Below are 12,775 nucleotides of genomic sequence, written 5' to 3' on the forward strand. Positions count from 1 at the left end.
AAAGACAGCAGCACTGACAAACAGCGTGAAACACGACACGGAAGGCGAGAGCCGATGACGCCCCCGCACAACTACCTCGCCGTAATCAAGGTCGTCGGCATCGGCGGCGGCGGCGTGAACGCAGTCAACCGCATGATCGAACAGGGACTCAAGGGAGTCGAGTTCATCGCGGTCAACACGGACGCGCAAGCCCTTCTGATGAGTGACGCCGACGTCAAGCTCGACGTCGGTCGTGAATTGACCCGTGGCCTCGGCGCCGGTGCTGACCCTGAAGTGGGTCGCAAGGCAGCCGAAGATCACAAGGACGAGATCGAAGAGGTCATCAAGGGCGCCGACATGGTGTTCGTGACCGCAGGCGAGGGTGGTGGCACCGGAACCGGTGGTGCCCCTGTCGTGGCAAGCATCGCCCGGAAGCTGGGCGCACTCACCGTCGGCGTCGTGACTCGGCCGTTCTCCTTCGAGGGCAAGCGTCGTGGGGGACAGGCGGATACCGGAATCCAGGCGCTCCGCGAGTCCTGCGACACGCTGATCGTCATTCCCAACGATCGCCTGCTCCAGTTGGGTGACGCGGCCGTCAGCCTCATGGACGCCTTCCGCAGCGCCGACGAGGTTCTCCTCAACGGTGTCCAGGGCATCACCGACCTCATCACCACCCCGGGTCTGATCAACGTCGACTTCGCGGACGTCAAGGGTGTCATGTCCGGTGCAGGCAGTGCGTTGATGGGCATCGGATCCTCACGTGGTGAGGGACGCGCGATCAAGGCGGCGGAATCTGCGATCAATTCGCCTCTCCTCGAAGCATCGATGGAAGGCGCCCGCGGCGTGCTCCTGTCGATCGCCGGTGGTAGCGATCTGGGTCTGTTCGAGATCAACGAGGCGGCTTCGCTGGTGCAGGAAGCCGCGCACATCGACGCCAACATCATCTTCGGAACGGTCATCGACGATTCACTCGGTGACGAGGTTCGTGTGACGGTCATCGCTGCGGGATTCGACGGAGGAGCTCCGGCTCGTCGTCCCGTGGAGTCGACCGCACAGGGACGTGGAGCTATCGGCGCCGGGCGCGCGGGTGAGGTCGGCCGGTCACCGGTGGCCGCCGAACCTGCTGGCGAGCAGCCGATTTCCGCAGCGCGCGAGACGACGGGCTCGGGTAGCTTGCCTCCGATCGGTGGCCCACGCCATGCGCCGGTCCAGGAAGACGAGGGCGACGACGACGTCGATGTGCCTGTCTTCATGCGTCGCTGACGCAGGGCTACAAACAGTTTCGAGAACAGGGTGCCCGGAATTTCTGGGTACCCTGTTCTTGACTGGATGTCCGGTCACGTCTGAGCCGGACGACAACTTTCGACGTTTGTGAGCACACATATCTTGAGTACCGAGAAGTCGACCACCCGCACCCGCATTCGCCGCGTCGTGACCAGCCGAGCCGGTGGTATTTCCGCGTCGCCGTACGAGTCGTTCAATCTCGGCGATCACGTCGGAGACGATCCGGCAGCCGTCGAGGCGAATCGCCGTCGTCTGGCACGCGAAATAGGCGTCGAGCCTGACCATCTCGTGTGGATGGAACAGATCCACTCGCGCAACGTCACTGTCGTGACGGAACCGACCGACGAAGTGATTCCCGTGACGGACGCTCTGGTCACCACCGTTCCCGGCCTGGCGCTCGCCACCCTCAGCGCAGACTGTGTTCCCGTTCTGCTCTCCGACGAGGAGGCCGGTGTGATCGCGGCAGTTCATGCCGGACGGATCGGTGCCCGCATCGGTATCGTCCCGCGCGTCCTCGCGGAGATGGTGCGACAGGGCGCGGACGTCTCACGTATCGGTGCCTTCCTCGGCCCGGCAGCGAGCGGACGCCAGTACGAGGTTCCCGCCGCGATGCGTGCGGACGTGGAAAAGCACTTGCCGGGCAGCGCAACTCGCACCGAGAAGGGCACGCCGGGACTCGATCTGCGTGCGGGACTGCGTAAGCAGTTGCTCGCCGCGGGTGTGTCCGGTGTTGCCGAGGACCCGCGGTGCACGATCGAGGATCGCGCGTTGTTCAGTCATCGCCGAGAATCTCTGACCGGGCGTCAAGCTGCAGTGATCTGGATGGAAGCGCCCGCAGCGCAGGAAACCGTCTAGGCATAAATGCGCCAGACGGATATGCGGCTGACAGAAATATCGACGGCACTCGACTCGGTGCGTGCGCGGCTGGCGGCCGCCTGCCTTGCCGCCGGTCGTGAAGTTTCCGACGTAGCACTGCTGCCAGTTACCAAATTCTTTCCGGCGTCCGACGCCCGAATCCTGTACGAACTGGGTTGCCGTGAATTCGGTGAGTCTCGTGAGCAGGAAGCAGTGGAGAAGGTCGCGGACTTCGACGGCGCTGCACAGAGCGGCGCGATCGACGATCCGGTTCGCTGGCACATGATCGGGCAGTTGCAGCGCAACAAAGCGCGTTCGGTAGCGAAGTGGGCCTACGCAATTCACTCGGTGGACAGTGCACGACTGGCCGATGCACTCGATCGGGCGGCGCTCGGAGCTTTGTCCGACGGGGAGCGTAAAGCGCCGCTGCGGGTGCTCATCCAGGTAAGTCTCGACGGAGACCCTGCGCGTGGCGGAGTTCCGACGGGAGAGCTAACCCCTCTCGCCGAGCGGATCGAATCAGCCGAAGGTCTCGAATTTGCGGGACTGATGGCCGTCCCGCCGCTTGGATCAGATCCGGACGAGCAGTTCGAAATCCTCCGCAGGGCACATCTTTTGATTCTCGAATCGCATCCCCGGGCAACCGAACTCTCGGCTGGCATGACCGGTGATCTGGAGGCCGCAGTGCGCCACGGATCAACGTGCGTGCGTGTCGGAACCGCACTGCTCGGCTCACGACCAGTAATCTCGAGGTGATCGCTCAGGTGATCGCCCAACCCGTCCACACCGCTGCGACCGGTCGCAGTCGGATTGATTCCGCCGCGCCAAGGAAGGTCGATCAATGAGCAACCTGCATAAGTTCAAGGCTTACTTCGGCATGGTTCCCCTCGATGACTACGAGGACGAATACGTGGAGGAGCCCGATCAGGCTCGCCGCGCACCCCGTCGTAGTCACGACGGCTATGCCGAGCGCGACGACCGCGAGTTCGTCGAACCTGCCTTCTCGAAGGCGAGCTACGCGCCCAGTCGTCGTGACGAAGAGGACGCGGAGTTCGATCGCTACGATTCCCGGCCCCGCGTCGACACCGTTCCCAGCCGCAGTAGCCGCCCGGCGATGGCGCCGCGTCCGGCAAGCCGTGGAAACCTCGCGGTCGACGCCCGTGCAGAGCGTCCCGAAGCGCGACGTGCGCCTGTTGTCGATGACGGCGGCCCGCTCGCCAAGATCACGACACTGCGTCCGCAGAGCTACGCAGAGGCCCGCACCATCGGTGAGCGGTTCCGCGACGGCACCCCCGTCATCATGGATCTGGTCGACATGAGCAACGCCGACGCGAAGCGTCTGGTCGATTTCGCGGCCGGCCTGGCGTTCGCATTGCGTGGTTCTTTCGACAAGGTGGCCACCAAAGTGTTTCTTCTCTCACCGGCTGACATCGACGTTTCCGCTGAGGAACGCCGTCGTATCGCGGAGACGGGTTTCTACAGCCAGAAATGATGGTCTCGACCGCAGTCCGGCCCCTGAGCAGGGGTGACGTGAGCACATTCGAACGGCGGCCCGTCTCGGCGGACGCCGCATTCGGACCCATCGCCGGCCGTTACAAGACGGACTCGATGCGGGCCGGTTCCGGAATTGCTGCGGTGTGTCTGTTTTGGACACACCGCAGAAGTCAGGCAGAGTGAGGGTGTGGACGCGCTTCTCTCTGTGATCTATCTGGTGCTGGTTGTCTTCTGGCTGTTGCTGATCGGCAGAGTGATCGTCGAGTTCGTTCGTTCGTTTGCCAGAGATTGGCGACCGACCGGATTGGTCGCAGTCATTCTCGAAACCATTTTTACGATCACCGATCCTCCGGTGAAACTGCTCCGCAGGTTGATCCCCCCGATCAACCTCGGTGGAGTTCGCTTGGATCTATCCATCATGGTCTTGCTTTTCATCGTCATCATCCTGATGTCGGTTGTTCGCTGAGCGCAGTCCGAGTGAGTGGTATGCCAGAATGGAAGCCATAACTCATCCGGTGGTTCGCCACTACGTAGACTGTGTTGCAACTGAATGCTTGCTAGACCGCCAAATGACGCGTGAAGGGATCCTTCCATGCCGCAACTGACTCCAGCTGACGTGCACAACGTTGCGTTCAGCAAGCCGCCTATCGGCAAGCGTGGCTACAACGAGGACGAGGTCGACGCATTCCTCGACCTCGTCGAGCAGGCGCTGTCGCAGCTCATCGAAGAGAATGCGGACCTGCGCCAGCGCGTAGGTGAGCTGGATCAGGAGCTCGCGGCTGCCAAGAAGTCGCCGGCACCTGCTCAGCAGGCAGCACCCGTCGCAGCGCAGCCCAAGCCGGAGCCCGCTCGGGTTGTCGAACCGCCCAAGCCTGCACCCGTTGCAGCTCCGGTTCCCGCCGCCGCTGCCGTTGCAGCGCCGCAGAGTGGCGACACCCACATGCAGGCCGCGAAGGTCCTCGGACTGGCTCAGGAGATGGCGGATCGCCTCACCAACGATGCCAAGACCGAATCCGAGCAGCTGCTCGGCAGTGCTCGCACCAACTCCGAGCAGCTCATGAGCGAGGCTCGCAGCAAGGCCGACGGCATGATCGCGGATGCGCGCAACAAGTCGGAGGCAATGCTGACCGACGCTCAGACTCGCTCCGAGACCCAGCTTCGCCAGGCTCAGGAGAAGGCAGACGCTCTCAAGGCAGACGCCGAGAAGAAGCACACCGAAATCATGGCGACCATCAACCAGCAGCGTTCGGTCCTCGAGGGCCGTATCGAGCAGCTCAAGACGTTCGAACGTGAGTACCGGGTGCGCCTGAAGTCCTACCTGGAATCGCAGCTCGAAGAGCTCGAACAGCGTGGCTCGGCCGTTCCGGTCGACGGTGGACAGGATTCCTACAGCCCGTCCTTCGCCAAGGGAAACAGCTGACCGAGAGCGCCTCGTCGGCTCAGCTATCGGACCGGACAAAGGTTGATACGTGCTGGTCGTGACGTTGGTTCTCGCGGGAGTTGGCTTCGCTCTCCTGATCGTTGCCCTGACCACAGGGTCGCTGATCTGGGCGTGGGCATGTATCGCGATTTGTGTAGCAGGTGCCGTCCTCCTGCTGGTCAGTGCGCTGACCAGCAGGAAGGCGGTTCCTTCGTTGGATGACCCGATGTCGGGCAGCGGCGTGTCGTCGCCTTACGGTCGAGTCGAGAGTTCCTCGGATTCCTCGACCGATGATGCAGCTACTGCCAACGACGACAATCAGGGAAACCACGGCGGGTCGCCGGGTGCCCCCGACAAGACCTAGGGCGAGTTCCGACAAGGTCCAGGACGAGTATTAGACTGTCCAACACGAATACCAGGCTGTGATCCGGCAATCACCGGGGAGCTTTCGGAAGAACGGTTGTCGACGCTTTCGTACGTGTCGAGGACCCAGTAGAACCGAACGGGTGAGCCCGTCACAGCTCGATCGAGTGGCAGCTCGAGATCCGGTGTGAAAGCACGGATCTGCGGGGTGCAAACGGGGTGGTACCGCGGTGTCGGCGCACAAGCGTCACGTCGTCCCCGTGCCGAGTCCGACTGGCACGAGGAGATCGCCATGGCGAGTAACGGGTATCCCAAAGTCGACTACGGTGTCCCCGCCGACACCGGAGTCAAGTTCCCCGAACTGGAACAGAAAGTCCTGAAACAGTGGGACGACGACGACACCTTCCGTGCGTCGGTTTCCAATCGGGACGGTAACGAAGAGTTCGTTTTCTACGACGGACCGCCATTCGCAAACGGTTTGCCGCACTACGGCCACTTGCTGACGGGGTACGTCAAGGACCTGGTGCCGCGCTTCCAGACAATGCGTGGACGCAAGGTCGAACGACGCTTCGGCTGGGATTGCCACGGCCTTCCGGCAGAGCTCGAAGCGGAGAAGCAGCTCGGCATCAAGGACAAGGCCGAGATCGAAGTCATGGGTCTGGCCAAGTTCAACGAGTACTGCAAGGCCTCGGTGCTCAAGTACACCGACGAGTGGCGTGACTACGTCACCCGCCAGGCGCGCTGGGTCGATTTCGACAACGACTACAAGACCCTGGACGTCGACTTCATGGAGTCCGTCATGTGGGCCTTCAAGGAGCTGCACGACAAGGGCCTGATCTATCAGGGCTTCCGTGTGCTGCCCTACAGCTGGTACGAGCAGACTCCACTGTCCAATCAGGAGACTCGCCTCGACGACGCGTACAAGATGCGTCAGGATCCTGCAGTCACGGTCGACATGCCGCTGGTCGCTCCGGGTTCACCCCTCGACGGCGCAAACGCGATCATCTGGACCACGACTCCGTGGACACTGCCGTCCAACTTGGCCACTGCGGTTCATCCCGAGGTCGACTACGTCCAGGTGCTCGGCGAGGACGGAAAGCGGTACGTGCTCGCAGAAGCACGAGTAGCTCATTACGCACGTGAGCTGGGGGAGGACCCCGAGGTCGTTTCCCGTCACAAGGGCGCCGAGCTGGTCGGACTGTCGTACACACCGCCGTTCGACTTCTTCCTCGGACATCCGAATGCGCACGTCGTGCTCTCGGCGGACTACGTGACAACCGACTCCGGAACCGGAATCGTCCACCTCGCACCGGCTTTCGGTGAAGAGGATATGGACGTGGCCACGGCCAACGGTATCGAGGTCGTACAGCCGCTCGATCCGGGTGGAAAGTTCACCTCGATGGTTCCGCCGTACGAGGGCCTGATGGTGTTCGACGCCAACCCTGTCATCATCAAGGACCTCAAGGCTGCCGGAAAGCTGCTGCGGCACGAGACGATCGAGCACTCGTACCCACACAGTTGGCGCAGTGGGCAGCCGCTGATCTACATGGCGGTTCCCTCGTGGTTCGTCGCGGTCACCAAGTTCCGAGATCGCATGGTCGAGCTGAACAAGGACATCACCTGGGTGCCCGAGCACATCCGTGACGGCCAGTTCGGCAAGTGGCTCGAAGGTGCACGAGACTGGAACATCAGCCGAAACCGTTACTGGGGCAGCCCGATCCCGGTGTGGGTGTCGGACGATCCGCAGTACCCGCGTACGGACGTGTACGGCTCGCTCGATCAGTTGGAGGCAGACTTCGGTGTGCGTCCGACCGACCTGCATCGCCCGATGATCGACGACCTGGTCCGTCCGAACCCCGACGACCCGACCGGGAAGTCGATGATGCGCCGCGTTCCCGAGGTGCTCGACTGCTGGTTCGAATCCGGTTCGATGCCGTACGCGCAGGTGCACTACCCATTCGAGAACCGTGAATGGTTCGAGGGCCATTTCCCGGGCGATTTCATCGTCGAGTACAACGGGCAGACTCGCGGCTGGTTCTACACGCTGCACGTACTGGCAACCGCACTCTTCGATCGTCCGGCGTTCAAAACCGTTGCTGCGCACGGCATCGTGCTGGGCGACGACGGACTGAAGATGAGCAAGTCCAAGGGCAACTACCCGGACGTGAAGGAGGTGTTCAACCGCGACGGCAGCGATGCCATGCGATGGTTCCTGATGTCTTCGCCGATCTTGCGCGGCGGAAACCTCATCGTGACCGAGCAGGGCATCCGCGAAGGCGTACGTCAGGCGTTGCTCCCGCTGTGGAACGCCTGGAGCTTCCTGCAGTTGTACGCGCCGGAATCCGGTGTGTGGCGTACCGATTCGGAGAACATCCTCGATCAGTACATCCTGGCCAAGCTCGCTACCACGCGCGACGTGATCACCGAGGCCCTCGAGGTCAACGACATCGCCGGCGCGTGCGACGAGCTTCGGTTGTTCTGCGACGCGCTCACCAACTGGTATGTGCGACGGTCTCGTTCGCGGTTCTGGGACGAGGATCGCGACGCGATCGACACCCTGCACACCGTGCTCGAGGTCGTGACGCGTCTCGCTGCGCCGCTGTTGCCGCTGGTGTCCGAGGTGATCTGGCGCGGGTTGACCGGGGAGCGCTCGGTTCACCTGGCTGATTGGCCGGAGGCGTCGGAGCTCCCCGCGAACCCCGAGCTGGTAGCGGCGATGGACGACGTCCGGACCGTGTGCTCCACGGTGCTGAGCCTGCGCAAGGCGCAGAATCTGCGAGTTCGTCTTCCGCTGCCCGAGGTCACGGTTGCGGCGCCGGATGCCGAGCGTCTGCGTCCGTTCCTCGGACTGATTGCCGACGAGGTCAACGTCAAGAAGGTCGATCTGACCGATGACGTCGACGTGCACGGGCGCTTCGAGATCGCGGTCAACGCGCGTGCTGCAGGACCGCGTCTGGGCAAGTCCGTTCAGACTGTCATCAAGGCGGTCAAGGCGGGCGACTGGACCGAGAACGCGGACGGCGTAGTGGTTGCGGCGGGCATCGAACTGCTGCCCGAGGAGTACACGCAGAAACTGGTTGCAGCCGAGCCTGATTCGACGGCGGCATTGCCCGACGGTGCGGGACTCGTCGTACTCGATTCCGTCGTGACGGAGGAACTCGAAGCCGAGGGCTGGGCGAAGGACCGTATCCGTCAGTTGCAGGATGCGCGTCGTGCCGCCGGTTTGGACGTCTCGGACCGGATCAACGTCGTACTCGAGGTTCCGCAGGACTGCAAGGAGTGGGCGGAGCGTCATCGCGAATTGATCGCCGGTGAGGTTCTGGCCACCTCGTTCTCGGTGGGTGAAGCGGGAGACGACGCCGTCGATCTCGGTGACGGTATCCGCGCCGCGATCACGAAGGTCTAATACCGCCGTAACTACTCCGGCTCCCCGATGAATGTCTGTATGTCGGGGTGCCGGAGTAGTTTGCTCTCATGAGTACGAGCAAGGAAACCGTGGCGCGCATTCTCGAGCAGTTGGAACCGCTCGACGTGCGGGCAAGGGCGATGTTCGGCGAGTACGGATTGTATTGCGACGAGAAGATCGTGGGCTTGATCTGCGGAGACGTTCTGTTCGTCAAACCCACCGAGGTCAGTGCGGAGTTCGGATCAGAGGCGGATCTGGCTCCGCCGTACCCGGGAGCGAAGGATTACTACCGGGTTCCGGAGGAACGGCTGCAGGACCTCGATCACCTGCACGCCTTCATTCAACGGACTGCCGACGTACTACCCCTGCCGAAGAAGAAGTCGCCCAAGAAGAAGGCGCGGACGTAGATTCTGCACCTACTTTTGAGAGAACCGTAACGCCCGATGAATCAAGGTGATCCCACACGAAGTCGCAGGTGGGTGCTGCATCTCGACATGGATGCATTTTTCGCTTCCGCCGAGCAGTTGACGCGTCCCACGCTGCGAGGTCGCCCGGTGCTGGTCGGCGGCTTGGGCGGGCGCGGAGTGGTGGCCGGGGCAAGTTATGAAGCGAGAGTTTTCGGTGCGCGTTCTGCGATGCCGATGCACCAAGCACGCCGGATGGTCGGTGGCGGAGCGGTGGTATTGCCACCGCGGATGTCGTTGTATTCGGTTCTGAGTAAACGCACCTTCGACGCGTTGCGCCTTCGTATGCCGATCCTCGAGCAATTGTCGGTGGACGAGGCCTTCGGCGAACCGGTGGAATTGGCCGGAGTTGGCGCCGACGAGGTCCGCGCGTTTTGTGAGGACCTGCGGGCGTTGATCAAAGCCGAGACCGGGTTGGTTGCCTCGATCGGTGCCGGCGCAGGTAAGCAGGTCGCCAAGATCGCGTCGGGACTGGCAAAGCCCGACGGCGTCGCAGTGATTCCTCCCGGGATGCAGCACGAGTTGCTCGATCCACTTCCGGTGCGAAAGCTGTGGGGGATCGGTCCTGTTGCCGAGGAAAAGCTCAAGCGTCTCGGCATCGAAACCATCGGAGGGTTTGCCCGCACTCCCATAGCGGAGGTGGCGTCGATACTCGGAACCACTGTCGGACCGGGGTTGCATCGGCTCGCGCAGGGGATCGACGATCGGCCGGTCGCCGAGCGTGCCGAATCCAAGCAGATCAGCGCGGAATCCACGTTCGCCGCAGACATCGTCACGATGGCGCAACTGCGCGCAGCCGTCGAAAGTAGTGGTCGTGCAGCATTTTCCAGGCTGGAGAAGGACGGAAGAGCTGCTCGCACCGTCGTACTGAAGCTCAAGAAGTCCGATATGAGTATCTTGACTCGATCCGTGACGCTGCCGTTTGCCACGATCGACCGCCAAATCCTTGTCGCGACCGCGCAGAAACAGGTCATCGATCCACAGGAATTGGGGCCGATTCGCCTGGTCGGTGTGGGATTCGCCGGTTTGTCCACCGTTCGGCAAGGATCACTTTTCCCCGAGTTGGATCAGGATGTTCCCGGCTATCCGGTCGAGACTCTCACGGGCGCCCTCGATGAGGCCGAACTCGACGTTCCGGTGGCCGCACGCGTGCCTCAGCGCTACTGGCACCCTGGTTTGGACGTGAAGCATCCAGAATACGGACACGGTTGGGTGCAGGGTGCCGGGCACGGAGTGGTGACAGTTCGCTTCGAAACCCGTTCCAGCGGAACGGGAATAGCCAAAACCTTCGCCGAATCGGATGAGGTGCTCGAGGTAGCAGATGCGGTCGACAGCCTTCTCTGAGGATGTCCTTAGACTTTTTCCGCTTACCGTTGGGTAATGTTGTCGACGATCCTCGAGCAAGCACGATGTTCGACTGACGCTCGAATGTGAACACCCGAATGGATAGGACTGAGAAGTTGAAGCTTCAGAAGATGACCGTTGCAGCCGTGGCGATCGCAGCAGCCCTGACGATGACCGCTTGTGGGTCGGATGACAAGACCGACTCACCCACCACGTCGTCCAAGACCACGACGACCACGACGGCCTCGGACTCGACAGATGCACCGGTCGCGTTGCCGACCGCCCCTGAGCTCAACGCGAAGGTCGCCCAGGCACTCGACGAGAGTGTTCCGGCCGCAGACAAGGTCAACCTCGTCCAGGGAGCTGAGGCTGATCCCGAGCTGATCAACCAGGTGGCCGCTGCCGCCAAGGCTGCCGGCGCGCAGGTCGAGATCCTCGACCCGGTCACCGACACGGGTAGCGAGACGGCTGCAGCTTCGCTGAACATCGTCGTCAACGGCCAGCCGCTGCAGCAGGGTCTGCAGGCTTCGTTCGTCTACGAGGACGGCGTCTGGAAGCTCTCGAAGACCACCGCTTGCCAGATCGTCGGCGTTGCAGGTCTGACCTCGCCTGCTTGCGCTGCTTGATCTCTGCGCAACACCTGAAACACCAGAGCGGCCGTCGACCCCCCGAAAGGGAGTCGGCGGCCGCTCTTCATGCAGTGAGCGTCGTCAGTGATGGAATCCCTCGGTGACGCGTGGCCGCGGCATCGGGCTGTCGAGTTCGTCGAGGAACGCGGTTTCCTCTTCGATGATGCGCAGCAGATTGGCTGCCAGGTCCATGCTCAGTCCGTTACGAACCACGATGCGCTGCACTGTCAGATCCGAGAGATCGTCCGGCATGGGATAGGCCGGCACCAACCAGCCCTTGCCCCGCAGTCGGTCGGACAGGTCGTACAGCGTCCAGTTGGACGTGTGGCCCTCGGCGAGGCGCCACGCGAAGACCGGGATGTCGGAACCGTCGTTCCACAGTTCGAAGGCGTCCAGTTTCCCGATTCCTTCGGCGAGGAATTTCGCCACGTCCTGTGAGGACTGCTGGATCGCGCGATAGCCGTCGTGGCCGAGACGCAGGAACAAGTAGAACTGCAGGATCACCTGAGCGCCGGGCCGCGAGAAGTTCAGCGCGAAGGTCGGCATACTGCCGCCGAGGTAGCTCACCTTGAACACGAGGTCGTCGGGAAGTAGATCCTGCGATCGCCAGACCACCCAGCCGAGGCCGGGGTAGACGAGTCCGTACTTGTGCGCCGAGGTGTTGATGGAGTGCACGCGCGGGAGCCGGAAATCCCATTCGAGTTCCGGCTGTAGGAACGGGGCGATCATTGCGCCGGAAGCGCCGTCGACGTGGATGGGAACGTCGAGTCCCGTCTTTTCCTGGATCGCGTCGAGTGCCTTCGAGATTTCCAGGACCGGCTCGTACATCCCGGTGTACGTGACACCCATGATCGCGATTACGCCGATGGTGTTCTCGTCGACGTACTTGTCCAGATCGTGACCGTCGAGGGTCCGGTGTTCCTCGCTGATCGGCACGTAGCGCGCCTCGACGTCCCAGTAGTTGCAGAATTTCTCCCAGCACACCTGGACGGCGGAACTCATGATGAGATTTGGTTTTTCGGTGGACTTCCCCGCGGCTTTTCGTGCGTGCTGCCAGCGTCGTTTCATCGCCAGGCCACCGAGCATGCACGCCTCGGACGAACCGATCGTCGAGGTACCGATTGCGTCCTTGGGGGAGGGCGAGTGCCAGAGGTCGGCAAGGATGCGCCAGCAATAGGTTTCGATCGCGGCGGTCTGTGGATACTCGTCCTTGTCGATCATGTTCTTGTCGAACGACTCGGCATACAGTTTGGTGGCGTGATCGTCCATCCACGTGCTGACGAACGTCGCGAGATTGAGCCGCGCATTGCCGTCGAGCATCGTTTCGTCGTGGACGATCTGATACGCGGTCTCGGGAAGCATGCCGTCGGGTTCGAGTGTGTACTTCGATGCAACCGAATCCTCGCCAGGCCTCGAGAAGATCGGATTGACGGCTACGTAATCGGTGTGATCTGACCTTCTGGGTTCCGGCATGAACTCTGGCTCCTCACATCAGTGTGTCGCGTTGGTCTGTTTCGTACCTACTCTCACCGTTCAG

12 protein-coding genes are annotated in these 12,775 nt (G+C 62.3%); 11 read left to right on the forward strand and 1 reads right to left on the reverse strand.

Annotated elements, in window-relative coordinates; genetic code table 11:
• The first annotated feature begins 54 nt into the window (after window positions 1–54).
• The 11 genes from ftsZ (at window position 55) to AC2ETI_RS14695 (ending at window position 11,235) form a co-directional block, all read left to right on the forward strand.
• Window positions 55–1,242, forward strand: coding sequence for a cell division protein FtsZ (ftsZ, locus tag AC2ETI_RS14645; protein ID WP_003941788.1), 1,188 nt, complete (start codon window positions 55–57; stop codon window positions 1,240–1,242).
• Between the two features lie 108 nt (window positions 1,243–1,350).
• Window positions 1,351–2,118: a peptidoglycan editing factor PgeF gene (gene pgeF, locus AC2ETI_RS14650; protein WP_070796856.1), complete on the forward strand. Its 768-nt coding sequence runs from the start codon at window positions 1,351–1,353 to the stop codon at window positions 2,116–2,118.
• A gap of 6 nt (window positions 2,119–2,124) precedes the next feature.
• Entirely contained in the window at window positions 2,125–2,874 is a 750-nt protein-coding gene (locus AC2ETI_RS14655; RefSeq protein WP_019748868.1) for a YggS family pyridoxal phosphate-dependent enzyme, read from the forward strand.
• 85 nt (window positions 2,875–2,959) lie between these two features.
• The gene (locus AC2ETI_RS14660; RefSeq protein ID WP_003941752.1) at window positions 2,960–3,610 is read left to right on the forward strand and encodes a cell division protein SepF; all 651 of its coding nucleotides are present in this window, start codon (window positions 2,960–2,962) and stop codon (window positions 3,608–3,610) included.
• Between the two features lie 189 nt (window positions 3,611–3,799).
• On the forward strand, window positions 3,800–4,078 hold the full coding sequence (locus tag AC2ETI_RS14665; protein WP_003941780.1) for a YggT family protein: 279 nt from the start codon (window positions 3,800–3,802) through the stop codon (window positions 4,076–4,078).
• A 126-nt stretch (window positions 4,079–4,204) separates the two neighbouring features.
• Window positions 4,205–5,032, forward strand: coding sequence for a DivIVA-like cell division protein Wag31 (wag31, locus tag AC2ETI_RS14670; RefSeq protein WP_003941722.1), 828 nt, complete (start codon window positions 4,205–4,207; stop codon window positions 5,030–5,032).
• A 49-nt stretch (window positions 5,033–5,081) separates the two neighbouring features.
• Window positions 5,082–5,396 carry a hypothetical protein gene (locus tag AC2ETI_RS14675; RefSeq protein WP_021334087.1) on the forward strand — a complete coding sequence of 105 codons (315 nt, stop codon included), beginning with the start codon at window positions 5,082–5,084 and terminating at the stop codon, window positions 5,394–5,396.
• 291 nt (window positions 5,397–5,687) lie between these two features.
• Window positions 5,688–8,801, forward strand: a complete 3,114-nt coding sequence (gene ileS / locus AC2ETI_RS14680; RefSeq protein ID WP_020908068.1) for an isoleucine--tRNA ligase — start codon at window positions 5,688–5,690, stop codon at window positions 8,799–8,801.
• A gap of 68 nt (window positions 8,802–8,869) precedes the next feature.
• On the forward strand, window positions 8,870–9,208 hold the full coding sequence (locus AC2ETI_RS14685) for a TfoX/Sxy family protein (protein WP_070796855.1): 339 nt from the start codon (window positions 8,870–8,872) through the stop codon (window positions 9,206–9,208).
• A gap of 36 nt (window positions 9,209–9,244) precedes the next feature.
• Window positions 9,245–10,609 (forward strand): DNA polymerase IV, encoded by a 1,365-nt coding sequence (locus AC2ETI_RS14690; protein WP_019748863.1) that lies wholly within the window; start codon window positions 9,245–9,247, stop codon window positions 10,607–10,609.
• Window positions 10,610–10,725: 116 nt separating this feature from the next.
• Window positions 10,726–11,235: a WKL family lipoprotein gene (locus AC2ETI_RS14695; RefSeq protein WP_029538256.1), complete on the forward strand. Its 510-nt coding sequence runs from the start codon at window positions 10,726–10,728 to the stop codon at window positions 11,233–11,235.
• A gap of 84 nt (window positions 11,236–11,319) precedes the next feature.
• On the opposite strand, the gene gad is transcribed toward AC2ETI_RS14695, so the two are convergent.
• Window positions 11,320–12,711, reverse strand: coding sequence for a glutamate decarboxylase (gad, locus tag AC2ETI_RS14700; protein ID WP_046378698.1), 1,392 nt, complete (start codon window positions 12,709–12,711; stop codon window positions 11,320–11,322).
• Window positions 12,712–12,775: the final 64 nt, after the last annotated feature.

Source organism: Rhodococcus sp. MurmanLake-1 (genome assembly GCF_056945715.1).

What these genes read in the sequence shown, in the direction of transcription:
- ileS (WP_020908068.1), top strand. Translation starts at nt 5,688, where the DNA reads ATGGCGAGTAACGGGTATCCCAAAGTCGACTACGGTGTCCCCGCCGAC.
- ftsZ (WP_003941788.1), top strand. Translation starts at nt 55, where the DNA reads ATGACGCCCCCGCACAACTACCTCGCCGTAATCAAGGTCGTCGGCATC.
- AC2ETI_RS14685 (WP_070796855.1), top strand. Translation starts at nt 8,870, where the DNA reads ATGAGTACGAGCAAGGAAACCGTGGCGCGCATTCTCGAGCAGTTGGAA.
- AC2ETI_RS14655 (WP_019748868.1), top strand. Translation starts at nt 2,125, where the DNA reads ATGCGCCAGACGGATATGCGGCTGACAGAAATATCGACGGCACTCGAC.
- AC2ETI_RS14660 (WP_003941752.1), top strand. Translation starts at nt 2,960, where the DNA reads ATGAGCAACCTGCATAAGTTCAAGGCTTACTTCGGCATGGTTCCCCTC.
- wag31 (WP_003941722.1), top strand. Translation starts at nt 4,205, where the DNA reads ATGCCGCAACTGACTCCAGCTGACGTGCACAACGTTGCGTTCAGCAAG.
- gad (WP_046378698.1), bottom strand. Translation starts at nt 12,711, where the DNA reads ATGCCGGAACCCAGAAGGTCAGATCACACCGATTACGTAGCCGTCAAT.
- AC2ETI_RS14690 (WP_019748863.1), top strand. Translation starts at nt 9,245, where the DNA reads ATGAATCAAGGTGATCCCACACGAAGTCGCAGGTGGGTGCTGCATCTC.